The 21,710-nt window shown below is 60.4% G+C and carries 23 protein-coding genes; 16 read left to right on the top strand and 7 right to left on the bottom strand.

What is annotated here, in order from left to right; translation table 11 throughout:
* From cyoB to JET17_RS22205, 11 genes are all read left to right on the top strand, one after another.
* Nucleotides 1-2,019 (top strand): cytochrome o ubiquinol oxidase subunit I, encoded by a 2,019-nt coding sequence (cyoB, locus tag JET17_RS22255; RefSeq protein ID WP_012316182.1) that lies wholly within the window; start codon nucleotides 1-3, stop codon nucleotides 2,017-2,019.
* Nucleotides 2,020-2,022: 3 nt separating this feature from the next.
* On the top strand, nucleotides 2,023-2,646 hold the full coding sequence (gene cyoC, locus JET17_RS22250) for a cytochrome o ubiquinol oxidase subunit III (protein ID WP_012316181.1): 624 nt from the start codon (nucleotides 2,023-2,025) through the stop codon (nucleotides 2,644-2,646).
* Nucleotides 2,646-2,978 (top strand): cytochrome o ubiquinol oxidase subunit IV, encoded by a 333-nt coding sequence (cyoD, locus tag JET17_RS22245; protein ID WP_012316180.1) that lies wholly within the window; start codon nucleotides 2,646-2,648, stop codon nucleotides 2,976-2,978. Before cyoC ends, cyoD begins: the two co-directional genes overlap by 1 nt.
* Nucleotides 2,979-2,989: 11 nt before the next feature.
* The gene (gene cyoE, locus JET17_RS22240) at nucleotides 2,990-3,877 is read left to right on the top strand and encodes a heme o synthase (RefSeq protein ID WP_012316179.1); all 888 of its coding nucleotides are present in this window, start codon (nucleotides 2,990-2,992) and stop codon (nucleotides 3,875-3,877) included.
* Between the two features lie 240 nt (nucleotides 3,878-4,117).
* The gene (alaC, locus tag JET17_RS22235; protein ID WP_012316178.1) at nucleotides 4,118-5,326 is read left to right on the top strand and encodes an alanine transaminase; all 1,209 of its coding nucleotides are present in this window, start codon (nucleotides 4,118-4,120) and stop codon (nucleotides 5,324-5,326) included.
* A 153-nt stretch (nucleotides 5,327-5,479) separates the two neighbouring features.
* Entirely contained in the window at nucleotides 5,480-5,863 is a 384-nt protein-coding gene (locus JET17_RS22230; RefSeq protein WP_012316177.1) for a YkgJ family cysteine cluster protein, read from the top strand.
* Nucleotides 5,864-6,332: 469 nt separating this feature from the next.
* On the top strand, nucleotides 6,333-6,587 hold the full coding sequence (locus JET17_RS22225; RefSeq protein ID WP_012316176.1) for a hypothetical protein: 255 nt from the start codon (nucleotides 6,333-6,335) through the stop codon (nucleotides 6,585-6,587).
* Nucleotides 6,580-6,831 (top strand): DUF3077 domain-containing protein, encoded by a 252-nt coding sequence (locus JET17_RS22220; RefSeq protein WP_012316175.1) that lies wholly within the window; start codon nucleotides 6,580-6,582, stop codon nucleotides 6,829-6,831. Before JET17_RS22225 ends, JET17_RS22220 begins: the two co-directional genes overlap by 8 nt.
* Nucleotides 6,832-6,973: 142 nt before the next feature.
* Entirely contained in the window at nucleotides 6,974-7,537 is a 564-nt protein-coding gene (locus tag JET17_RS22215; RefSeq protein ID WP_012316174.1) for a GNAT family N-acetyltransferase, read from the top strand.
* Nucleotides 7,534-8,073: a hypothetical protein gene (locus tag JET17_RS22210; protein WP_012316173.1), complete on the top strand. Its 540-nt coding sequence runs from the start codon at nucleotides 7,534-7,536 to the stop codon at nucleotides 8,071-8,073. The genes JET17_RS22215 and JET17_RS22210 overlap by 4 nt, the downstream gene beginning before the upstream one ends.
* A 19-nt stretch (nucleotides 8,074-8,092) precedes the next feature.
* Nucleotides 8,093-8,479 (top strand): lysozyme inhibitor LprI family protein, encoded by a 387-nt coding sequence (locus JET17_RS22205; RefSeq protein ID WP_012316172.1) that lies wholly within the window; start codon nucleotides 8,093-8,095, stop codon nucleotides 8,477-8,479.
* A 107-nt stretch (nucleotides 8,480-8,586) separates the two neighbouring features.
* On the opposite strand, the gene mnmH is transcribed toward JET17_RS22205, so the two are convergent.
* Both mnmH and selD read right to left on the bottom strand, forming a co-directional pair.
* Nucleotides 8,587-9,684: a tRNA 2-selenouridine(34) synthase MnmH gene (mnmH, locus tag JET17_RS22200; RefSeq protein WP_012316171.1), complete on the bottom strand. Its 1,098-nt coding sequence runs from the start codon at nucleotides 9,682-9,684 to the stop codon at nucleotides 8,587-8,589.
* Nucleotides 9,684-10,718 (bottom strand): selenide, water dikinase SelD, encoded by a 1,035-nt coding sequence (gene selD, locus JET17_RS22195; RefSeq protein WP_012316170.1) that lies wholly within the window; start codon nucleotides 10,716-10,718, stop codon nucleotides 9,684-9,686. Before selD ends, mnmH begins: the two co-directional genes overlap by 1 nt.
* Nucleotides 10,719-10,841: 123 nt before the next feature.
* Between selD and JET17_RS22190 the strand changes: the two genes are divergently transcribed.
* From JET17_RS22190 to phnE, 4 genes are read left to right on the top strand one after another with little or no spacing between them, the layout of a single operon-like run.
* Nucleotides 10,842-11,696 (top strand): putative selenate ABC transporter substrate-binding protein, encoded by an 855-nt coding sequence (locus tag JET17_RS22190; protein ID WP_012316169.1) that lies wholly within the window; start codon nucleotides 10,842-10,844, stop codon nucleotides 11,694-11,696.
* Nucleotides 11,693-12,487 carry a phosphonate ABC transporter ATP-binding protein gene (locus JET17_RS22185; protein WP_012316168.1) on the top strand — a complete coding sequence of 265 codons (795 nt, stop codon included), beginning with the start codon at nucleotides 11,693-11,695 and terminating at the stop codon, nucleotides 12,485-12,487. Before JET17_RS22190 ends, JET17_RS22185 begins: the two co-directional genes overlap by 4 nt.
* Nucleotides 12,481-13,308: a PhnE/PtxC family ABC transporter permease gene (locus JET17_RS22180; protein ID WP_012316167.1), complete on the top strand. Its 828-nt coding sequence runs from the start codon at nucleotides 12,481-12,483 to the stop codon at nucleotides 13,306-13,308. Before JET17_RS22185 ends, JET17_RS22180 begins: the two co-directional genes overlap by 7 nt.
* On the top strand, nucleotides 13,305-14,072 hold the full coding sequence (phnE, locus tag JET17_RS22175) for a phosphonate ABC transporter, permease protein PhnE (RefSeq protein ID WP_012316166.1): 768 nt from the start codon (nucleotides 13,305-13,307) through the stop codon (nucleotides 14,070-14,072). The genes JET17_RS22180 and phnE overlap by 4 nt, the downstream gene beginning before the upstream one ends.
* Here phnE and JET17_RS22170 read toward each other — a convergent pair.
* Both JET17_RS22170 and JET17_RS22165 read right to left on the bottom strand, forming a co-directional pair.
* On the bottom strand, nucleotides 14,044-14,967 hold the full coding sequence (locus JET17_RS22170; RefSeq protein WP_012316165.1) for a bestrophin family protein: 924 nt from the start codon (nucleotides 14,965-14,967) through the stop codon (nucleotides 14,044-14,046). The genes phnE and JET17_RS22170 overlap by 29 nt on opposite strands.
* 199 nt (nucleotides 14,968-15,166) lie before the next feature.
* Complete coding sequence (locus JET17_RS22165; RefSeq protein ID WP_042112114.1) at nucleotides 15,167-15,814, bottom strand: trypsin-like peptidase domain-containing protein; 648 nt, start codon at nucleotides 15,812-15,814, stop codon at nucleotides 15,167-15,169.
* A 326-nt stretch (nucleotides 15,815-16,140) separates the two neighbouring features.
* On the opposite strand from JET17_RS22165, the gene JET17_RS22160 reads away from it, so the two are divergent.
* Complete coding sequence (locus tag JET17_RS22160) at nucleotides 16,141-17,472, top strand: Fic family protein (protein WP_012316163.1); 1,332 nt, start codon at nucleotides 16,141-16,143, stop codon at nucleotides 17,470-17,472.
* Between the two features lie 215 nt (nucleotides 17,473-17,687).
* Here JET17_RS22160 and JET17_RS22155 read toward each other — a convergent pair whose 3' ends face one another.
* The 3 genes from JET17_RS22155 to JET17_RS22145 all read right to left on the bottom strand — a co-directional run bounded on the left by JET17_RS22155 (nucleotide 17,688) and on the right by JET17_RS22145 (nucleotide 21,710).
* Nucleotides 17,688-17,987: a hypothetical protein gene (locus tag JET17_RS22155; protein ID WP_052293028.1), complete on the bottom strand. Its 300-nt coding sequence runs from the start codon at nucleotides 17,985-17,987 to the stop codon at nucleotides 17,688-17,690.
* 509 nt (nucleotides 17,988-18,496) lie between these two features.
* Nucleotides 18,497-19,834: a tyrosine-type recombinase/integrase gene (locus JET17_RS22150; protein ID WP_012316161.1), complete on the bottom strand. Its 1,338-nt coding sequence runs from the start codon at nucleotides 19,832-19,834 to the stop codon at nucleotides 18,497-18,499.
* Nucleotides 19,835-19,847: 13 nt separating this feature from the next.
* Nucleotides 19,848-21,710 carry a ClpP-like prohead protease/major capsid protein fusion protein gene (locus JET17_RS22145; RefSeq protein WP_012316160.1) on the bottom strand — a complete coding sequence of 621 codons (1,863 nt, stop codon included), beginning with the start codon at nucleotides 21,708-21,710 and terminating at the stop codon, nucleotides 19,848-19,850.

Genomic DNA, 21,710 nt, shown 5'->3' with positions numbered 1-21,710 from the left:
ATGTTCGGTAAATTAAGCCTGGAGGCGATACCCTATCACGAGCCGATAGTCATGGTGACGCTTGCCATGATCGCGCTCGGCGGTATCGCTGTCGTCGGCCTTATCACCTATTTCCGCAAGTGGACCTACTTGTGGACCGAGTGGCTGACCACGGTCGACCACAAGAAAATCGGGGTGATGTACATCATCGTCGCGATGGTCATGCTGCTGCGCGGCTTTGCCGACGCCATCATGATGCGTACCCAGCTGGCTGCTGCTACCGGCGGCTCCGAAGGCTACCTGCCGCCTGAACACTATGACCAGATCTTCACCGCTCACGGTGTGATCATGATCATCTTCATGGCGATGCCGTTCTTCACCGGCCTGATGAACCTTGCGGTTCCTCTGCAGATCGGTGCACGTGACGTTGCCTTCCCGTTCCTGAACTCCCTGAGCTTCTACCTGCTGCTGGCAGGCGTGCTGCTGGTCAACATCTCGCTGGGCGTTGGTGAATTCGCCAAGACCGGCTGGGTTGCCTATCCGCCGCTCGCGGGCATTCAGTACAGCCCTGGGGTGGGTGTCGACTACTACATCTGGGCGCTACAGCTATCCGGATTGGGTACGACACTAACCGGTGTGAACTTCCTCGTCACCGTGATGAAGATGCGCGCACCTGGCATGAAACTGATGGACATGCCGATCTTCACCTGGACCTGCACCTGGGCCAACGTGCTGATCGTCGCTTCCTTCCCGATCCTGACCGCTGCACTCGCACTGCTGACTGTTGACCGTTATCTGGACTTCCATATTTTCACCAACGAGCTTGGTGGGAACCCGATGATGTACGTCAACCTGTTCTGGGCGTGGGGTCACCCTGAGGTTTACATCCTGATCCTGCCGGCCTTCGGCGTGTTCTCGGAAGTGACTTCGACCTTCTCCGGCAAGCGTCTGTTCGGCCACCACTCGATGATCTACGCATCGGGCGCGATCGCCATCCTGGGCTTTGCCGTATGGCTGCACCACTTCTTCACCATGGGTGCCGGCGCCAGCGTCAACACCTTCTTCGGCCTGGCGACGATGCTGATCTCCATTCCGACGGGTGTGAAGCTGTTCAACTGGCTGTTCACCATGTACCAGGGCCGTGTGCGCTTCACCGCACCGATGATGTGGACCCTGGGCTTCATGATCACCTTCTCCATTGGTGGCATGACCGGCGTTCTGCTGGCTGTTCCAGGTGCTGACTTCGTGCTGCACAACAGCCTGTTCGTTATCGCTCACTTCCACAACGTGATCATCGGTGGTGCGGTATTCGGCTACATTGCCGGCTTCGCCTTCTGGTTCCCGAAAGCCTTCGGCTTCACCCTGAACGAGAAGTGGGGCAAAGCTGCCTTCTGGTTCTGGATCTCGGGCTTCTACGTTGCATTCATGCCGCTGTATGCCCTGGGCTTCATGGGCATGACCCGTCGTCTGAACCACTCCGACAACCCGCTGTGGGAACCCTACCTGTACGTTGCCGTCGTCGGCGCCGTGCTGATCCTGTTCGGTATCGCTTGCCAGCTGATCCAGATCTACGTTTCGGTCCGCGACCGCAACCAGAACCTGGACGTGACCGGCGACCCATGGGGCGGCCGTACCCTGGAATGGTCGACTTCGTCGCCACCTCCGTTCTACAACTTTGCCCACATGCCTGAGAAAGTTGGCCTGGACTGCTGGCACGAAGCCAAGGAAGCCGGTGTTGCCTACAAGGCACCGAGCAAGTACGAGCCGATCCACATGCCGAGCAACACTGCTACCGGCTTGTTCATGGGCCTGTTCCTGACCGTCTTCGGCTTCGCCTTCATCTGGCACATCTGGTGGCTGGTGGGCGCGAGCCTGGTTGCGACCATCGCTGTCTTCGTTCGCCACGCTGCGCGTGACGACCAGGGCTACATGGTTCCGGCCGAAGAAGTGGCGCGCATCGAAGGCGAGCGCATGAAAGCGCTGGCCAAAGCAGGTGCTCTGCCTGCCGGCGCACGTGTCGAATCGTTTGAGCGGGTGTAATCAATGTCCAGTCAAGTAATCCACGGCGCTGCTCATGGTCACGACCATGGGCACGACGATCACCACCACGACTCGGGCCAGATGACCGTACTCGGTTTCTGGCTGTACCTGATGACCGACTGCATCCTGTTTGCGTCGCTCTTCGCCACCTACGCGGTGCTGTCCGGCAGTTTTGCCGGCGGCCCGTCGGGTCATGACATCTTCCAGCTTGATTTCGTAGCTGTAGAAACGCTGTTCCTGCTGCTGTCCTCGATCACCTTCGGCTTCGCCATGCTGAAGATGTTCGACGGCAAGAAAGCAGGCGTGCTGGGCTGGTTGGCAGTGACCTTCCTGTTCGGTGCTGCGTTCATCGCGATGGAAATCTACGAGTTCCATCACCTGATCGCTGAGGGCTACGGCCCGCAGCGCAGTGGCTTCCTGTCGGGCTTCTTCGCCCTGGTAGGTACCCACGGCCTGCACGTGACCGCCGGCCTGATCTGGATGGCAATCATGATGTACCAGATCAACAAGCACGGCATCACGCCGACCGCCAAGACCCGCATGAGCTGCCTGAGCCTGTTCTGGCACTTCCTGGACGTGGTCTGGATCTGCGTATTCACCGTCGTTTACCTGCTGGGGGTTCTGTAATGGCTAACGCACACGACACTCATCACGAAGGTAACCACGGCAGCGTGAAGTCCTACATGATCGGCTTTGTACTGTCGATCATCCTGACCGCGATCCCGTTCGGCCTGGTGATGTACCCGAGCCTGCCGAAGAACCTGACCGTCCTGATCGTGGTGGCCATGGCCGTCATCCAGGTGGTAGTGCACCTCGTGTACTTCCTGCACATGGACCGCTCGAAAGAGCAGCGTTCCAACGTGTCGACGTTCCTGTTCACCACCATGGTGATTGCACTGCTGGTCGGCCTGTCGCTGTGGATCATGTTCAGCATCCACTACGAAATGATGGCCAAGTGAGGTAAGACTGCATGTCCGTTAAGCACTTTATCCAAATCACCAAACCGGGGATCATTTTCGGTAACGTGCTTTCCGTGGCAGGCGGTTTCTTCCTTGCCTCGAAGGGCCATGTAGACTTCGCCCTGTTCCTGGCGGTGGTCATAGGTACGTCCCTGGTGGTTGCGTCCGGTTGTGTGTTCAACAACTGCATCGACCGCGACATCGATATCAAGATGGAACGTACCAAGAACCGCGTCATGGTCCAGGGCGGCATGTCGCTGACCCTCGCGCTGGTCTACGCCACCCTCCTCGGGGTGGCGGGCTTCAGCCTGCTGTATGTCCAGGCCAACCCGCTGTCGGCGTTCTGTGCGCTGATCGGGTTCATCGTCTACGTCGGTTTCTACAGCCTCTGGCTGAAGCGCAAATCGGTGCACGGCACCTTGGTTGGCAGCCTGTCCGGTGCCATGCCTCCGGTGATCGGTTACTGCGCCGTTAGCAACAGCTTCGACCTGGCGGCAGTGACCCTGCTGGTGATGTTCAGCCTGTGGCAGATGCCGCACAGCTTCGCGATCGCAATCTTCCGCTTCAAGGATTACAGCGCCGCCAACATTCCGGTCCTGCCGGTGGCACGCGGTATTCTTGCGGCCAAGAAGCAGATCGTGCTGTACGTGCTGGCCTTCGTGCTCGCTACCCTGATGCTCACCCTCGGCGGTTATGCCGGCCTCGGCTACCTGGCCGTGGCAGCTGCCATGGGCCTGTACTGGCTGTACATGGCCTGGGGTGGTTACAAGGCCGAGGACGACAGCAAGTGGGCCCGCAAGGTATTCGGCTTCTCCATCCTCACCGTTACCGCCCTGAGCGTGATGATGGGTGTGGACAGCCAGACCGCTGCGGACGTGCTGATGACCTACGCACGCTGATACATTCGCCTGTTACACGAAAACCCCGGCCATGTGCCGGGTTTTTTTTTCGATTCTGGCCCTATCATCGGCTTGGAAACATAAATCTCTGATTTTCAAAAAATACATCTGAAAAGTTCTAACAAAACAGGGTTATGTCCTTTACAGTCATGCTGTTTCGGCATTATCTTCTGATTCAGGCCGCCACATCGGCCAGCGTCGCTCGGACGGTTCCGGGCGCTTACGTACTCAGAGGAAACCATGGCCAACCCTGGTTCGCCGCGCCGCTTTGCGCGCATCGATCGTCTCCCCCCATACGTCTTCAACATCACTGCCGAGCTCAAGATGGCCGCCCGCCGCCGTGGCGAGGACATCATCGACCTGAGCATGGGTAACCCCGATGGCGCTACCCCGCCGCACATCGTCGAGAAGCTGGTGCAGGTTGCCCAGCGTGAAGACACCCACGGCTATTCCACCTCTCGCGGCATCCCGCGCCTGCGCCGGGCCATTTCCAACTGGTACAAGCAGCGCTACGAGGTCGACATCGACCCGGAAAGCGAAGCCATCGTAACCATTGGCTCGAAGGAAGGCCTGGCCCACTTGATGCTGGCCACGCTCGACCAGGGCGACACCGTGCTGGTGCCCAACCCGAGCTACCCGATCCACATCTACGGCGCAGTGATCGCCGGTGCCCAGGTGCGTTCGGTGCCGCTGGTGCCCGGTGTGGACTTCTTCAACGAGCTCGAGCGCGCGATCCGCGAGTCCATCCCCAAGCCTAAGATGATGATCCTCGGCTTTCCGTCCAACCCCACTGCCCAATGCGTGGAGCTGGACTTCTTCGAGCGCGTGGTGGCCTTGGCCAAGCAGTATGACGTGCTGGTGGTGCACGACCTGGCCTACGCCGATATCGTCTACGACGGCTGGAAGGCACCGTCGATCATGCAGGTGCCGGGTGCCAAGGACATTGCCGTGGAGTTTTTCACGCTGTCCAAGAGCTACAACATGGCCGGCTGGCGGATCGGCTTCATGGTCGGCAACCCTGAGCTGGTCAGCGCCCTGGCGCGAATCAAGAGCTACCACGACTACGGCACGTTCACGCCCTTGCAGGTCGCGGCAATCGCGGCGCTCGAAGGTGACCAGCAGTGTGTGCGCGACATCGCCGAGCAGTACCGCCAGCGCCGCAACCTGTTGGTCAAAGGCCTGCATGAGCTGGGCTGGATGGTCGAAAACCCCAAGGCGTCGATGTATGTATGGGCCAAGATACCCGAGCAGTACGCCCACCTGGGGTCGTTGGAATTTGCCAAGAAGCTGCTGGCTGAAGCCAAGGTGTGTGTCTCGCCGGGCATCGGTTTTGGCGATTACGGTGATGACCACGTGCGCTTCGCCCTGATCGAAAACCAGGACCGGATTCGCCAGGCGATACGGGGCATCCGGCAGATGTTCCGGGCTGATGGCCTGAGCCGCAAATAGTGCTGTATCAGGGGCCGCCATGCGGCCCCTGATGTTTGCCGGATCGACGGCAAACTATTTTTCGTTGCCCCTCTTCTCAGCCGACCTGGCTTCGATTACAAATGGCGCCGCGGGCCAGCCCCGATAACAATAACCTTCCCCTTCCGTGCCATCATGTCCGAATACAACCCTTGCCTTGACTGCGGCGCCTGCTGCGGGTACTTCCGTGTGTCCTTCTTCTGGGGCGAATGCCAGTCAGCCGGTGGCGTTGTGCCCGATGACCTGGTGGTGCAGATCAACCCGACCCGGGTAGCCATGATCGGCACCGATGCCAAGCCTTGCCGCTGCGTCAGCCTCAAGGGCGAGATCGGCACCGAGGTGGCGTGCACCATTTACGCCAACCGTTCCAGCCCTTGCCGTGAGTTCGAAGCGTCGTGGGAGGGTGGCGTACACAACCCCAGTTGCGACGATGCACGTGCTGCTTATGGTTTGCCGCCGCTGACGCCACCGGGGGCCAACGAGCCGCATTGGCCGGATGACGGGGCTGAAGTGGCTTGACCACCGCCGACACGGTCATCGTAGGAGCGGCCTTGTGTCGCGAAAGGGTGCGAAGCGCCCTCAGGATTTTAGGGTCGCCACAGGTATCGTTGGGGCCGCTTTGCGGCCCTTTCGCGACACAAGGCCGCTCCTACAACAATCGCATCGCCCGTCATGTGTAAGAAGTTTCTGAACCTGAAACCAAATGCTTCAGAAAGACGGGCTTGGCGAATTATCCTACGATGCGTGTCGGATGCCGCCTGATAGGCGGGGAAGGACTACAGCGATAACTTCACGGTTCGCCCATATGGCGAGCGAGTGTGAGAACTCGTTGTTGGTAGTCGGCCGTTTTTATGGCAGCTGTGCGCGTGCAGGCTTAGGCCTGACCGTGGTGACTCCAACACGGGCTTCTCACCTCGCGCACGGCTGCCACCCCAATCTGTGAGAAGGACCAGGGTGGTTGCTCCTAGAAATGTCATTGGAGTTCACCATGAAAAAAATCGTACCCGATCCACCCGACAGCTTCCCCATTCCCTACATCTCGATAATCGCCGACCTTTCCCTTGAAGATGCCAAGGCCCATGCCGCCGCGCTTATGGACAGCCTTTCGGGCACCATCGAGCTCTACCTCAGCACCGGGGCCGAAGACCAACGCAATGTGTTGCTGGATAACATGGGCATCCTCACCGAGCTCCTGCGGGCCCTTTTCGGCCATATGAGCACGTTGGAGAGGGTGCATGAGTGATGACCTGAAAGCGCGAACCACGGTTGGCCAAGAGACGTTTCTCGATCTGTATGCCATCCAGCCGGGAGTGCCGCTCGATCACGCGTTTGACGAACTTTCCGTTCTGCTTGGGTGCATTCGGCACTTGAGTGAGGAAGCCGAGATGGAGGGCAACCTCGTTGCCGGGAGCGCCGCGCGCATTCTAAGTGCCATGGCCAAGGCGCTGATCAATGACATGGAAATGGGCTTGAACCGCGGGGCCTGAAGCGTGTTCGCCCAGCGCACTTGAGATCGAGCGCCGCCCGCGCGGCGCTCAGTCTTCAATACCCCTTGAAACACCAGGCATGCCCCAGCCCCCCACATGACGTTAAACTGTCATTTCCCCAGCAATGGACAGGAGATGCGGCGTGACCCCACCCCGAAGTTTCCCCACCGACCTCTGCCTCGACAGCCCGCGTCTGCAGTTGCGCCCGATGCGCCACGCCGATGCCCAGCAATGGCTGACGATCATGGCCGACCCCGAGGTCATGCGCTATTGGCACCATGCCCCTTGGCAAGACCTGGCCGAGGCACAAAGCGCGCTGGCTGCCGACCGCGAGGCCTATGCCAATGGTGACCAGCTCAAGCTGGGCATGTACCGCCGTGACACTGGCGAACTGATCGGCATGGTCCAGCTGTTCAACATCGACGACACCTCCCGCCGTGGCGAGATCGGCTATTGCCTGGCCAGCGCAGTGCAGGGCAGGGGCTACATGGACGAGGCACTGACCTGCTTCATCGACTACCTCGCCCATACCCTGCACATGCGCCGCCTGGAGGCCGAGATCGACCCGCGCAACAATGGCTCGGCACGTACGCTGGAGCGCCAGGGCTTCGTCCTTGAAGGCACTTTGCGCGCACGCTGGTGTGTGGCGGGTGAGTTGTCCGACTCGGGCATTTACGGGTTGTTGCTCGAGCCCCCCGTTGCATGACTGCTTTCTACCTCACCTTCAGCCTTGCCCTGTTTTTGCTCGGCCTGTGTTTCGATGGCGCCCTGATGAGCGCCGGCAGGCACATGCCGGCCTTGCAGATGTTGCTGTACGGGCCGTGGGGCGTTCCGTTCGGGCTGTTTCAGTGGTTTGCCAACCCGCTGCTGGCCGTAGCAGTTCTTGCCCACCGGCGTTTTCGCCGCCTGGCGCTGGTAGCCGGGTTGGCTGCGTTGTACCTGGCGGCCAGCAGCTTTGGCATCGAACGGCTGCCGGATAACATCAGCTACGCGTTTCAGGACCGTACCGGCTTTGGTGCCGGGTTTTACCTTTGGCTGGCGTCTATCGTGGTGTTTTGCGCAGGGCAGGCATGGCATGTGTGGAAGGCGCGCAGTGCAGAGGACATGCCGGGTTGGCGCTGGCTCGACGTGGCGCTGATCGCGGCACTGGCGCTGGCGTTGTATGCCGCCACGCAAATGCCATCGCTGCGCTTTGTGCCGGGCAAGGTACTGATGCCTCCTGAGCAGCCGCAGGCGTTTTGATATTGACCAGGAGATGGTGATGAACAAGCAGTATCTGATGGGGTTGGCCTTGGCATGCTGCATACCCGTGGCAATGGCCGAGGACAACTCGCCGAGCTATACCCAGTGCATGGACAAGGCTTCCAGTACGGTGGCCATGAGCAGTTGCATCCAGGCCGAGACCCAGCTGCAGGATGCGCGGTTGAACCGGGCCTACAAGCAACTGATGGGCAAGCTCGAAGCGGAGCCGAAGAAGAGCTTGCGCGATGTTCAGCGCCAGTGGATCGCTTACCGGGATGGCAACTGCAAGTTCCATGTTCAAGCCAGCGGCGGGACGATGGCCCAGTTGGAAGGCGGGATGTGTGTGCTGGACATGACCCGCGAGCGGGCGGCTGAACTGGAGCGGGTGCTCAGCCCTGGGCAGTGATGTTGCCTGTGCGGGCCCCATCGCTGGCAAGCCAGCTCCCACAAGTCAGGTGCTAGCCCTTGCCGGTGTGGGAGCTGGCTTGCCGGCGATGGGCCGCGAAGCGGCCCCTAGCGATTGCGAGCCTTGAGGTACTCGCGCACCTCCACAGCATCCCCTGCAAACTCCACCCGGTCCGCCTTCGCATCACGCTGGTAGGCATACATCGGATCGTAGTATTCCTTCAGCAAGCCCTCGATCCACCCCCGGTGCAGATCGATGCCACCGCTGCGCTGCTGCTCATCCAGCGCCAGGCGCATAATCTCGGACAGGCGCTGGTAGCGCTCGCCACCCAGGCGCTTGTGAATGTTGCTCATGCTCTGCAGCAGGCGCTCGGCGAACAGTCGGCGCCCGAGTTCTTCGCCATGTAGCGCGACGAACTCGGCGCACAGGTTGATCACGTAGTCACGCAGAATGCGTTCGACACGGTTTTCGAAGCTGTCCTCCAGCCACACCAGCGGGTATTGCTGCATGCCCTGGTACAGCTCCAGCGGCACCGTGCAGCTCCCGACAATACGGCCCTCGTCCTCCAGCACGAACTGCTCGATACCACGTGCGCGTTTCTTCAGCACGTCGATGGCCAGCTTGTTCTCGAAGTCGATCTGCGCCGGCTGTGCGGTGGCGCGTTTGCCGAAGCTCGAACCGCGGTGGTTGGCATGGCCTTCAAGATCGATCACGTTGTTCAGCTGGTGCAGCACATCGGTCTTGCCGGTGCCGGTGAGGCCGCCGACCAAAACGAAATCGCATTGCTCCACGGCCTGCTGGGTTGTATCCAGCAGGAAAGTGCGCAGAGCTTTATAGCCACCCTTGATGCGCGGGTAGGCGATGCCCGCTTCGTCGCGCAGCCACTGCTGGACGATCAGCGAGCGCAGGCCGCCGCGGGCGCAGTACAGGTACCCATCGGGGTGGGCCTTGGCAAAGCTGGCCCAGGCATGCAGGCGCTCGCGCTTGAGGGTGCCGCTGACCAGTTGATGGCCAAGGGTGATGGCTGCGGCCTGGCCCTGCTGCTTGTAGCAGGTACCGACCTTTTGCCGCTCCTGGTCGGTCATCAGTGGCAGGTTGACGACGCCGGGGAAGGCGCCCTTGGCAAATTCGACAGGCGCACGCATGTCCATCATCGGCACGTCGTCGAGGAACAACTGGCGAAAGTCGGTGCAGTCGTGGCGCATCAGTTCACCTCGACTGCGTGGCTCTGTCGCTCGGCCAGCAGGCCGATCGGCGCAAGGTCCAGGCCCAGTTCGGCGGCAACGGCAAGGAACGCCTGCTCACCTTCGGGGGTGACCGCCACCAGCAGGCCGCCGCTGGTCTGCGGGTCGCACAGCAGGTGCTTCTGATCGTCGGTCAGCGCGCCGATCTTGTGCCCGTAGCTGTCGAAGTTGCGCAGGGTGCCGCCGGGGATGCAGCCCTCGGCCATGTAGTGCTCGATGCTCGGCAGCCGCGGGACGGCCGCGTAGTCCAGGTGCGCGGTCAGCCCGCTGCCCTCGGCCAGCTCGACCAGGTGGCCGAGCAGGCCGAAACCGGTCACGTCGGTCATCGCCTTGACACCGTCGAGCTTGCCAAAGCGGCTGCCGGGGGTGTTGAGGGTGCACATCCAGTCGCGGGCCAGGCCTTGGTCCTGCTCACGCAGCTTGGCCTTTTTCTCGGCGGTGGTGAGGATGCCGATGCCCAGGGGCTTGGTCAGGTACAGGCGGCAACCGACCGTCGCGGTGTCATTGCGCTTGAGGTGGCGCTTGCTGACCACGCCGGTGACGGCCAGGCCGAAGATCGGCTCGGGTGCATCGATCGAGTGCCCGCCGGCCAGGGGGATGCCGGCTTCGGCGCACACGGCGCGGCCACCGCGGATCACTTCACGGGCCACTTCTGGTGGCAGTACGTTGACCGGCCAGCCGAGGATGGCGATGGCCATCAGCGGGTCGCCGCCCATGGCGTAGATGTCGCTGATGGCGTTGGTGGCGGCGATGCGGCCGAAATCGTAGGGGTCATCGACAATGGGCATGAAAAAGTCGGTGGTGGACACCACGCCGCGTTCATCATCCAGGGCGTATACGGCGGCGTCATCGCGCGAGGCGTTGCCGACCCACAGGTTCGGGTCCAGGGCCTGGGCGCCACTTTCGGCAAGGATCACATCCAGCACCTTGGGGGAGATCTTGCAGCCACAGCCAGCACCATGGCTGTACTGGGTCAGGCGAATCGGCTCGCTCATTACGCACCTCATTTTTCGTGATGCGCGATTGTAGCAAAGCTGGCCTTTGCGTCTGCGCCACTTATAATCCTTCTCCGTCTGCCTATCGCCGACACTTTCCCCGCTATTGAACCGGAGAATCCCATGCTCAAACGCCCTCTGGCGCTCGCCGCCGGCCTCGTGCTGTCCTGCTGTGCCGTTGTAGCGCAGGCCGCTGATACCTTGCGGGTCAGTGCCATTCCCGACGAAGCGCCAACCGAACTGCTGCGCAAGTTCGAGCCGCTGGGCAAATACCTGTCCCAGCAGTTGGGCATGCAGGTGAAGTTCGTGCCGGTGGCCGACTACCCGGCAGTGGTTGAATCGCTGGCCAGCGACCGTCTGGATCTGGCCTGGCTGGGGGGATTCACCTTCGTTCAGGTACACCTCAAAGACCCGACCGCCACACCTTTGGTGCAGCGTGAGCAGGACGCCCAGTTCACCTCCAAGTTCATCACTGCCAACCCGGATGTAAAGAGCCTGGCCGACCTCAAGGGCAAGTCCTTCGCCTTCGGTTCGATTTCGTCCACCTCTGGCAGCCTGATGCCGCGCTACTTCATGCTCAAGGAAGACAACATCAAGCCTGAGGGCTACTTCAGCCGCGTGGCCTATTCCGGCGCCCACGATGCAACCGTGGCCTGGGTCCAGGCCGGTAAGGTCGATGGTGGCGTGCTCAACGCCAGCGTCTGGCAGAAGCTGGTCGATGCCGGCAAGGTCGATACCAGCAAGGTCAAGGTGTTTGCCACCACCCCGACCTACTACGACTACAACTGGACCGTGCGCGGCAACATGGACCCGGCGCTCAAAGACAAGATCAAGCAAGCCTTCCTCGCCCTGGACCCTTCGAACCCGGAGCATAAGAAGATCCTCGACCTGCAGGCCGCCAGCCGTTTCATCGAAACCAAGCCCGAGAACTATCAGGGCACCGAGCAGGCGGCACGTGAGGCCGGCCTGCTCAAGTGACTATCACGCTGCTCGACGCGGGCCTGCGCCACGGCCAGGTTCGCGCGCTTGACTCAGTCTCTGTGCGTATCACCCAAGGTGAGCGGGTCGCGATCATCGGCCCTTCAGGGGCTGGTAAATCCAGCCTCCTGCACCTGATGGCCACTGCCGTACAGCCCAGTGCAGGGCGCCTGGATTTGTTGGGTGAGCAGCCTTGGGCGTTATCGGCAAAGGCTCGCCAGCGTCTGCGCGCCAGGGTCGGCCTGGTACATCAGGCGCCGCCCCTGCCGCCTCGTCAGCGGGTGGTGACTGCTGTACTGGCCGGTCGTCTGGGCCAGTGGGGTACGCTGCGGTCGTTGCTCAACCTGGTGTACCCCACCGATGTGCAGGGTGCACGCCAGGTGCTGGCCGAACTGGGCCTGGCGGAAAAGCTGTTCGTCCAGTGCGGGCAGCTTTCCGGTGGCCAGTTGCAGCGCGTCGGCATCGCCCGCGCGTTGTATCAGCGGCCCGAGGTGCTGCTGACCGATGAACCGGTTTCAGCAATGGACCCCGTGCTGGCCGAACACAGTCTGGCCCTGCTCAACCGCCATGCTCAAGCCTACGGCGTGACGCTGGTAGCCAGCCTGCATGCAGTGGACCTGGCCTTGGCACATTTCCCGCGGGTTATCGGCATTCGTGAGGGCAGGGTGGCGTTCGACTGCTCTGCCGGGGCAGTGACCGAGCAGATGCTCGATGCGCTCTACGCCAACGAGCAGCTGGGGTCGCCATTGCCCCCGGCCCCGGCCCTGGCTGTGCAGATCCCGCGATGCTGAAGGCCAGCGCCCGCGATCCGGCGTTTGTGCCGCGCCTGTTGGTCGCCCTGGTTGCGCTGGCCCTGCTGTGGCCAGGGGCGCAGTTGAGCGAGCTGAACCCAGGCGTGCTGCTGCAAGCGGAAAACCGCCAGCAGATTGCCAGCTTCACCAGCGCCTTCTGGCCGCCGGCGCATGATGGCGAATTTCTCGAACTGCTGTACGAGGCGACCCTGCAGACATTGGCTGTAGCCACTGCCGGCATGGTACTGGCGCTGCTGCTGGCGGTCCCGGCGAGCCTGCTGGCCAGCCGTGCCTTGTCGTTGCGCGCGGCCTCTCGTGGTGGCCGTTCCGGCGCCTGGTCCCGCCTGCTAAGGATGCCGGTGCGCGGGCTGTTGATTTTCCTGCGCAGTGTTCCCGAGATCGTCTGGGCGTTGCTGTTCGTGCGTGCGGTGGGGCTGGGGCCTACGGCGGGGGTGCTGGCGATCGCCATCACTTACAGCGGCATGCTCGGCAAGGTCTATGCCGAAATCTTCGAATCGGTCGACCAGCGCCCGGCGCATGCCCTGCTGCAAGCGGGCAGTGGCCGGCTGACAGCCTTCTTCTATGGCATCCTGCCCAGTGCCGGGACGGAGCTTGTGTCGTACACCGTCTACCGCTGGGAGTGCGCGGTGCGCGCCTCGGTGGTGATGGGTTTCGTTGGTGCCGGGGGCTTGGGGCAGCAGATCGACCTGTCGATGCGGATGTTCGCAGGCGGTGAGGTGGCAAGCATGCTGCTCGCCTTCTTCGGCCTGGTGCTGCTGGCGGACCTGCTCAGCCGCTTCCTGCGGGGACGGTTGGCATGAACCGGGTGATCAATCTGCTGGTGATGGCTGCCTTGGTTGCCGCTGTAATCGCCTCGTTCAGTTATCTGGACCTCGACCTGCAGGCGCTGGTGGGTAACGGCGGGCTGGGGCAGATGGCCGAGTATGCCGGGCGTTTTCTGCATCCGGACGTTACAGGCGAACACCTGCAAGCGGTGGGGCGCGGTGCCCTGGAAACCCTGGCCATGTCCGGGCTGGGTACGCTGCTGGCAATGGTGCTGGGCATGCTGTTGGCATTACCCGCAGCGGGCCGCTTCGGTTGGCCGCTGCAAGCTGCGGCGCGCCTGCTGCTCAATGCCCTGCGTGCCGTTCCCGAGCTGGTGTGGGCAGCACTGATGGTACTGGCGGCAGGGCTTGGCCCCAACGCCGGGACGCTCGCGTTGGCACTGCATACGGCAGGTGTGCTTGGCCGGTTGTACGCCGAGGCGCTGGAAAATACCCCGGTCGAGCCAGCGGCGGCGATCCGCCTGCAAGGTGGCGGGCAACTGGCGGCGTTCTGCTTCGGCACCTTGCCCAACCTGTGGCCGCAGTTGCTGGCCTACAGCTTGTACCGCTGGGAAAACAACATCCGTATGGCCAGTGTGCTTGGGCTCGTTGGCGCAGGGGGGCTGGGGCAGATGCTCTATACCACCCTGAGCCTGTTCCAGGAGGCCCAGGCCAGCACGGTGATCTTGGCCATGCTGGTCCTGGTGCTGTTGGTGGACGTGTTCAGTGATGTCATGCGCCAGCGTTATGTGCGGGCCTGAACGCATCAGCCCCTAATTCCCCGCACTGCGCTTCACGTTGCATCGACTCCAGGTTGCGCTCGATGGTCTCGCAGATGGTATCCATCTGGATCTGGTGTTCACTGAAGCGGAACGGGCTCTGCAGGTCGGTGCCGATCCGCTCGATGGCTAGCAGCATGAACCCGACCACGGTAGACGCCAGTGGCGTGAACCAGCCCAGCGATTCGACCAGACCCACGGGCACGATCAGGCAGAACAACGAGATGAACAGCCGCGGAAAGTACACGTAAGGGTAGGGCAGTGGCGTGTTGGCGATACGCTCCATGCCGCCTTGGGCGTTGGACAGGTCCACCAGCGTCGATTCGAGCCGCGCCAGGCGAATGCTGTCCAGCCGCCCGGCCTTGTATTCGCGGGCGAGCAGGGCTGCCGAACCGCTGAGGATATCGTTGGCGAAATTGTTCGAACGGTTGCGCCGCTCGAACTCCCCGGGCGGGATGAACGCCATCAGTTCGTCGGGGCAGGCTTGGCCTTTGAGGTGCGCCGCCAGGCAATTCACATAAGCAATATGCCGGCGCAACAAGGTGGCCTTGATTGGGTTCAAGCCGTCATCCGGGTCGTCGATCAGCGTCAGCGTCTGCCGGGCGAAGCTGCGTGAACTGTTCACCAGCGCGCCCCACAAGGTGCGCGCCTCCCACCAGCGGTTGTAGGCACTGCTGTTGCGAAAACTCACCAGCACCACCAGCGCCGAACCCAGCAATGTCAGCGGGATCAGCGGTAGAGTAAATTTGCTGTTCAAGAACAGCATGAAATCGATGGTGACCAGCACGTCCCAGATCAGCAGCCAGAACAGCGACCAGCCGATGTAGCCGAAGGTTTTCACCACCAGGCGATACTTGCGGGCGATGATTTCTTTCACGCGGGGAACCTCGACAGGGGGATGCAGGATCGGACGTCGAGGGTCGAATAAGGTTCGGTGGTGGATGTTGCAAGAAGTTTTGATTCCGCCAACGCGACCCTTTTGCCATCCGGCGCCTGCCATGGCAGGTCCCTTTGCATGAGTCGTGCTGGCCTCATCATATGCCAGGCTGAGCAATGTGCCTGAGCTCAGGTTCAATTCAAGGCTTGGCGGCGACCACGACATACCCCTTGACTGCGGCAGGCGCGGCCTTGGGCTTCGTTTTATTGGCCAGATACTGGAACCTGCGCCATTCCTTGTCGATTTCGCTAAACGACATGAACACGCTGATACGTTCTTTGTCGGCAAGGTCGGGCCGGTTGCGCGCATCGATTTCATCTTTGGCGATGAACGCGACATTGATCCCAACGACCTTGCCGTCATCGGCGAACACCGGGCCACCGGACATGCCTTTGACCATCGGGCCATCGTGCACCGAATAGAACACGCTGCCTGGCGTGCCTTCCAGGCGTACCAGTGAAGCCAGGGTTTGGCCTTTGCCCTGCACCGGCATCATCAGGCTGTTGAAGCCGACCGCTGTCACGGACTCGCCCGGCACATACTGGCGCCAGAGCGGCACCCGGGCAGCCTTGTGCTTGAAGAACACCACATCACCCAGGCCTTCATGAACCACGTTGCGCAGGAAGGGGGTGTGCTTGGCGGTTACCGCATAGTCTTCGTTCCACTGGATGGCAGTGGCCATCAGCAACATCGGCAGCGGTGCACCGGAGGTGACCACGAAAGCCTGATCGTAGACGGGGTCTGACACGTAGGACGTTGGCACTCCATTGCACCCACTGAGCAGCATCATTGCTGCCAGGCAGGGCACAGTTGATTTCATGATTTGCACGAGTATTGAGAAATGGGAGCGCGACTATGGCTAAGTGCTATTACGCTATCAATACTTTCTGTGTATATCCGACGAATGACATCTTAGGTGGGGGTGACGGTGCTGGCCAATAGAATCCAGGCATGGCTGGAGATGCCGTGGTCATTGGGGTGGCGTCAAAATCGGCAGGGTTGAAAAGGGCTTTCGGTGATGGGTGAGCTGGTGTCAGCTCGTTGAGCTGCGTTGAGCTGCGTTGAGCTGCATTGAGCTATATTGAGCTGCATTGAGCTATATCCGGAGACGCCATGACAGTGCCAAACAAGATTCTGAGAGTGCTTCAGAACGATCAGAGCCTAAGATCGCGCGAGATCGCCGAGCGTCTCGATGCGAGTTGGTCCACAGTCAAGCGTCACCTCGATGCGTTGTTGGAGGCAGGTCAGGTTCAGCGGGAGAAGGACGGACGCATCACGCGTTATCGCCTGGTCACAGCAGTTGCCCAATTACCAGATAGTGCGCCTGCGCAGCCTCTTTCTGCTGAGCTGCCTTGGTCGCCTGCGAGTCTCGCCCTGCGCAAGTCTTTGACTCGTCCATTGGCAATGCGCGAAGTCGTCACCTATCACCGCGACCTTGTAGACAGCTACCAGCCGAACCAGACTGCCTGGCTGTCACCCAGCTTGACGGTTGTACTCGAGGCTGAAGGGCGGATGAGGGGGCAGCAGCCAGCCGGCACCTACGCGCGCAAAGTACTCGAACCTTTGTTGATTGACCTGTCATGGTCCTCGTCACGCTTGGAAGGCAACCGCTATACGCTGCTCGACACCCAGAGGCTGTTCGAAAGTGGTGTGACGCAGGGGGATCTGGATGCGGTCATGTTGCTCAATCACAAGGCGGCCATCGAATTCATGGTCGAGGCAGTGCCGGAATACGGGCTCAACTCAGCCGTGATCCGCAACTTGCATGGCTTGCTGATGCAGGATCTGCTGGCAGACAGCAATGCCCTGGGCAGTATTCGCCAGACAGTAGTGAACATCAGCGGTACGACCTATTTCCCAACCCAGGTGCCCTCACTGTTGGAAGAGATGTTCGAGTTGATACTCGACAAGGCGCGTCAGATCAAGAATCCCATCGAGGCGGCATTCTTCTTGTGGATAAACCTGGCCTACCTGCAACCGTTCGAAGATGGCAACAAACGCACAAGTCGATTGGCGGCGAACATACCGCTGATGCTCTACAACTGCTCGCCTTTGTCGTTCCTTGACGTAAACCCGCAGGGCTATGCTCTGGCGATGATGGGGGTGTACGAGCAGCGTGACATGGCGATGGCGGCGGATCTGTTTGTCTGGGTCTATCGCAGGTCGATCAGCAAGTATGGCGTGATGCTTGAAGCAATGGGGGTTCCGGACCCTGTTCGCCTGCAGTATCGAGAGGTGTTGAACGAGGCGATTGGTGCCGTCGTACGTGACAGGCTGACAGCCGGTTCAGTGGTAGCCGGGCTGCCTCTTTCAGAGGACGAGAAAAGGCAGTTTCAGCCTTTATTGCAGGCTGAACTGGATATCCTGGCGCTGCACAACTGCGCCAGGTATCGGCTGACCATGAGACAAGTAACGGAGTGGATCAAGGCAGGGCGACCCTCATGATTTCACGTGCCTGGTTATTGAACCCTTGCCCCGTTTTTGCAAGATGGTAGGGAGAGCCCTCTGGTCAAACCGCAGGCATAAAAAAACCGACCATAAGGTCGGTTTTTTCCGGATCTTGGTGCCCGAGGGAGACTGGGAGTCTATTGGTTTTGTCCAGTGTTTATTGGGATTTTCTGCAGGTTGAAATTTCTCCTACTCACAATCCTACTCACATTTCACCGAGTGGGTTGTTCCTGGGCTTCGTCCGTGTCCAAGTCTTTAACCCATTGCTCCATCATTTCGCATAGTTCGCGGGTAGTTGGGAATTTTGCCGCAAGCCAGGTGGAGGGAACGAACACATGGCCATCAGACATGGCATAGGGGGTGTCATCGATCTGCGTGCAAATCAGCACCACCTGTTCATCACCAGCGAAGGCCGCCGGAACAAAGATTGTCCCGGTGTTGGAGATAGCCACGGTCAACATCCACCAGGGCACCCCTTTGTTCCCTTGAAATTCCACCCAATCCAATTCCACGTTCACCTTCCCTGCTTGAAAAGATCGCCCTCGGACTACAACGATGCGGGCACCCGATCCTACCGTAGATATCCACTGCGCGTTGCACCAACGTCGGTTTGTTTGAGGGGTTGTCCTACCGGTAGGTACGGGAGACGAGTTGGTTAGGTATTTTTCCGGCCAAACCCCCTATTTATGGGGCTTTGCCTGCTTTGAGGAAACAACAACCAACCCCTCAACTTGGGTCATACATAGCGAAGAAGCGGGGCCCGAATTACCCCCTATGGGCGGTATTGCCGGGAGTACCTTTGGGTGGGGAGGGGCGCCCGAGGGGCGATATCGGTTTGCCCGTGGTGGGGCGTGTTGAGCGGCCGTCAGTGATGCCATGAATTGTCCAGTTGTGCCCATTTCATGCAGTCGTGCCCATGTATAAGTGTGGGCACGACTGGGGCACGAGTGCAAAACCGACGTAAAGCCCCATCGTGAGCCCGGACAGGGCGCCTGTGTAACTGCGCTAAATGCCTCGCAGATCAGCGCCAAAGCCCGGTATCGCCCGGTACATCGCCGAGACAGAGAGAGGTGGGGTTATCGTCCAAGGCCAGCAAGGGCGCGGCTTCCAGCGATTCCGTGTGTCCATCCCAAGGGAGGATGCAGGAAGGTGGGGAATGAATCAGATTGAAGCCCAGTGCGTCTAAATGCTCGTGCCAACCCTCCAACGCACGCCTTTTCAAGCCCTCGGCAGTGGTGTGGATGTAAGTGGCATCAAGATCTTTCATCGCGTGATTCAGCAGCATTTCTCCCACCATGTAATCCACACCTAGGTCAGTCCACGCAGTGCGAGCCACCTTACGCAGATCATGGCTGGACCATTCTGCTTTGGCTAAGTCGGTGAACAGGTTGCTGGCCTTGCTCGCGCTAATAGCCGAGCCTGCATTGCCTGGAAACAGCAGCGGCCCATTGTAGCCATCCGTCTGCTGCCGAACTCGATACCGATGCAGCAGTGCGCAGGCCTGGGCCGATAGCGGCAACTTGTGCTCAGCCTTAGTCTTGGTGTCGCATGCCGGGATGAACCATTGGCCACTTTCGAGGTTGATGTTGCGCCAGCGCGCCAACCGGGTTTCGCCCAATCGGGTGCCGTGGCACAGCATCATTAATGCCAGCATCACTCCTGCCGGCTCGCCCTCAAAGCCATCCGCCAGATCACTCAGCAACGCTGGCAGATCGTCGCCACGCAGGCGAGCAGGCTTGGGCTTGATCCGAGTTCGGACAAAATCGGTGTACTTGAGACTTTCCATTGGATTAACACGGAGCATGTCCAGCCGCATCGCTTGGCGAAATGCCACTGCGAGTACTCCATACACTGAGCGCACAAACGAGAGCGCATAGCGCTCCTGCATAGGCCACATTATGCGGCGGTCCAATTCGGACTTGGTCACGTTGTTAAGCGGAAGGTCACCCAGGCACGGGATTAGATGGCAATTCAATGCAGATTTGGCGCTGGCCTTGCGCTTCACCGACAAACCACGATCACGCGCCATCCGGTCCAACCACCACACCAGCAGTTCACCGACCGTGCGCCAGTTGGTGGTGGTCGATGTCGCCGAAACATCCAGCGCCCTCCGAGCCAAAATTTCGGGGAGTGTGGCTAGCAGGGTCTTTGTGTTGATACCGGGGTAACTACCGGCTTTACGCCATACCTGATCTACAACGACGTGCCACGCTCCGCGAGTGCGATCAGTTGTGGAATAGCGGAAGCGAATTTCTCGATGACGGGAGTCGCGCAGTTGACGAACTTCGCCGCCAGCATGGCGGCGAATCTCGGCGTCACTAATAGTGACGGTAAGGGTTTTAGCCTTAGGAAGGGACATTGCGCACGGGCACTCAGGACCCGGTTTTGACTTTGGCGCGCGCCAAGCCGCGATAGTCTAACGGCGCCACGCCGGCATCGATCCGTACCTTGAGGCTAACCCCATCTACGGTCCAGCCTTCCTGCTCCTCCAAGTAGGGCGTATCAACGCCATCCAGGTAGGCCACTTCGATGGTATCCGCGCCCTGTTCTGCCGCCACGTACCAGTACGGTGTCGCCACCCGATCCAGGCGACTCTCAACGATCAGTTCGCCCATTTTGTTGACGGGGTTGGCTATCCCGCTGTTGTAGTCTGCGCCTGGAACCGAGGAGCTATTGAGTACCTGCATGGCAGCTGACTCCAGGCCGGCCGGGACGATGACGAAAGCGGGCGAAATATTCAGAGCTGTATCGAAGTCATCCTTCTGCAAGCGCATCTTGCGGCGCAGTTCACCCAGGATTACCGGAGACATTGCGGCAGCCGATTCATCGGTGTTGCCGTGATCAGCACCAAACAGTGGTTTGCCGTCCACGAAGGCCGCATTGGTGGTCAGCACTGAATAGACCAAGTCGCCGATGGTGCGACTAGCCGAGCGGCCTAGGTGAGCTGGCAAAGTGCTGAAGGCGCTCAGGTCGTCGTTGATGATCGCTTGGCGCGTGATGCTGAACAGGCCGCCATAGGTAGCCAGAGCGATGGGGGCGCCCCGGTCGTTGCAGGTGACGTACTTGTACTCTGCACCCTCTGGAACTTTTGGCAGCGTCGGGAAACCAGAAATGCCCACGCGGCGGGCAGGGTGGAAATTGCTCAGCGAGCCTTTCTTGGTCCAGCGCTGGAACGTCTCACCACTGGCCTCCCAGCCGCGCAGCATGGCTTTTCCAGAAACGTCCATCAGCACGTTGCCAAAATCGCTACTCATGTGGGTGAAGGCCGCGCCGACCAGCTGCATTTTCGAGCCGTAGCCGGACACGCCTACACCGCGCTCGATGAGCGAGGCGCGGGCCATCTCGGCTAAGGTCATGGTGCGGAAGGGGTTGCGGTTATCTTGAGCTTGGGCAAGGCCAAGGCGAGTGGTCAGAGCATCGACCATGCCGTCTCGCACGATGTTGCCGTTACTCACGTAACCGGGGGTCGAGTAGGCCGATTGAACGTTGCATGGCGTTGTGTCCGCACCCAGGGCGGCCAGGATTGCTTCGCCTGCTTGCTTTGTGCTGTAGCTCATGAATTCTTTACTCGCTTTAATGCGCTGGACACCTTCGTGACTCTCAAAACCTGCTGTGAGGAAATTGAGCATTTTCAGCCGGTGTGTGTGGTGTGCTTCGCGGCTGTTGTCGAGTCGTTGTCGGCAGCGCGTAGCGGCTTCAGGGGTTTGGATAACGCGCTCGATGAACGCCATGGCTGTGGCGGCCATGCGCGGTTTGCTGCGCTCGGAATTGTCGACTCGGTGGGCGAAGCCGGCATCGACAGCCTCATAGCTGTTGAACCAGGTTTCAGCGCCCATGATGGCGGTGATTTTTTCTGCGCTCAGGCCCGTGCGTTCGGTGTAAAGCGCGGTCATTTCCCGGCTGGCAACGTCGAGCGTATCGGCGGTTTTGCGCATTTCGTCCGCATCTCCTGATGCGACCGTCCAGGGGTTATGGACCATCATCAAGCTGTGCTCAGCCATCACGATCTCATCGGCGGCAAGCGCCACGAGAGTTGCCGCACTGGCGCATAGACCGTCGACGATGGCGGTGACGCGTCCCGTATGTTTTCGCAGGACGGTGTAGATCGCCAAGGCATCGGTGACGCTGCCGCCTGGGCTGTTGATTTGTACCGTGATCGGCATCTGGCCCACTACGATAGCCTTGACCCTCTGCGCGGTGGCGGCATCGATTACGTCATAGATTTGCAGGTCCAT

Source organism: Pseudomonas putida (genome assembly GCF_016406145.1).
Taxonomy (GTDB): domain Bacteria; phylum Pseudomonadota; class Gammaproteobacteria; order Pseudomonadales; family Pseudomonadaceae; genus Aquipseudomonas; species Aquipseudomonas putida_E.
The sequence above is the reverse complement of the archived record's forward strand: the minus strand, read 5'-3'. Positions and strand labels throughout refer to the sequence as shown.

What these genes read in the sequence shown, in the direction of transcription:
- cyoB (WP_012316182.1), top strand. Translation starts at nt 1, where the DNA reads ATGTTCGGTAAATTAAGCCTGGAGGCGATACCCTATCACGAGCCGATA.
- cyoC (WP_012316181.1), top strand. Translation starts at nt 2,023, where the DNA reads ATGTCCAGTCAAGTAATCCACGGCGCTGCTCATGGTCACGACCATGGG.
- cyoD (WP_012316180.1), top strand. Translation starts at nt 2,646, where the DNA reads ATGGCTAACGCACACGACACTCATCACGAAGGTAACCACGGCAGCGTG.
- cyoE (WP_012316179.1), top strand. Translation starts at nt 2,990, where the DNA reads ATGTCCGTTAAGCACTTTATCCAAATCACCAAACCGGGGATCATTTTC.
- alaC (WP_012316178.1), top strand. Translation starts at nt 4,118, where the DNA reads ATGGCCAACCCTGGTTCGCCGCGCCGCTTTGCGCGCATCGATCGTCTC.
- JET17_RS22230 (WP_012316177.1), top strand. Translation starts at nt 5,480, where the DNA reads ATGTCCGAATACAACCCTTGCCTTGACTGCGGCGCCTGCTGCGGGTAC.
- JET17_RS22225 (WP_012316176.1), top strand. Translation starts at nt 6,333, where the DNA reads ATGAAAAAAATCGTACCCGATCCACCCGACAGCTTCCCCATTCCCTAC.
- JET17_RS22220 (WP_012316175.1), top strand. Translation starts at nt 6,580, where the DNA reads ATGAGTGATGACCTGAAAGCGCGAACCACGGTTGGCCAAGAGACGTTT.
- JET17_RS22210 (WP_012316173.1), top strand. Translation starts at nt 7,534, where the DNA reads ATGACTGCTTTCTACCTCACCTTCAGCCTTGCCCTGTTTTTGCTCGGC.
- JET17_RS22205 (WP_012316172.1), top strand. Translation starts at nt 8,093, where the DNA reads ATGAACAAGCAGTATCTGATGGGGTTGGCCTTGGCATGCTGCATACCC.
- mnmH (WP_012316171.1), bottom strand. Translation starts at nt 9,684, where the DNA reads ATGCGCCACGACTGCACCGACTTTCGCCAGTTGTTCCTCGACGACGTG.
- selD (WP_012316170.1), bottom strand. Translation starts at nt 10,718, where the DNA reads ATGAGCGAGCCGATTCGCCTGACCCAGTACAGCCATGGTGCTGGCTGT.
- JET17_RS22190 (WP_012316169.1), top strand. Translation starts at nt 10,842, where the DNA reads ATGCTCAAACGCCCTCTGGCGCTCGCCGCCGGCCTCGTGCTGTCCTGC.
- JET17_RS22180 (WP_012316167.1), top strand. Translation starts at nt 12,481, where the DNA reads ATGCTGAAGGCCAGCGCCCGCGATCCGGCGTTTGTGCCGCGCCTGTTG.
- phnE (WP_012316166.1), top strand. Translation starts at nt 13,305, where the DNA reads ATGAACCGGGTGATCAATCTGCTGGTGATGGCTGCCTTGGTTGCCGCT.
- JET17_RS22165 (WP_042112114.1), bottom strand. Translation starts at nt 15,814, where the DNA reads ATGCTGCTCAGTGGGTGCAATGGAGTGCCAACGTCCTACGTGTCAGAC.
- JET17_RS22160 (WP_012316163.1), top strand. Translation starts at nt 16,141, where the DNA reads ATGACAGTGCCAAACAAGATTCTGAGAGTGCTTCAGAACGATCAGAGC.
- JET17_RS22150 (WP_012316161.1), bottom strand. Translation starts at nt 19,834, where the DNA reads ATGTCCCTTCCTAAGGCTAAAACCCTTACCGTCACTATTAGTGACGCC.
- JET17_RS22145 (WP_012316160.1), bottom strand. Translation starts at nt 21,710, where the DNA reads ATGGACCTGCAAATCTATGACGTAATCGATGCCGCCACCGCGCAGAGG.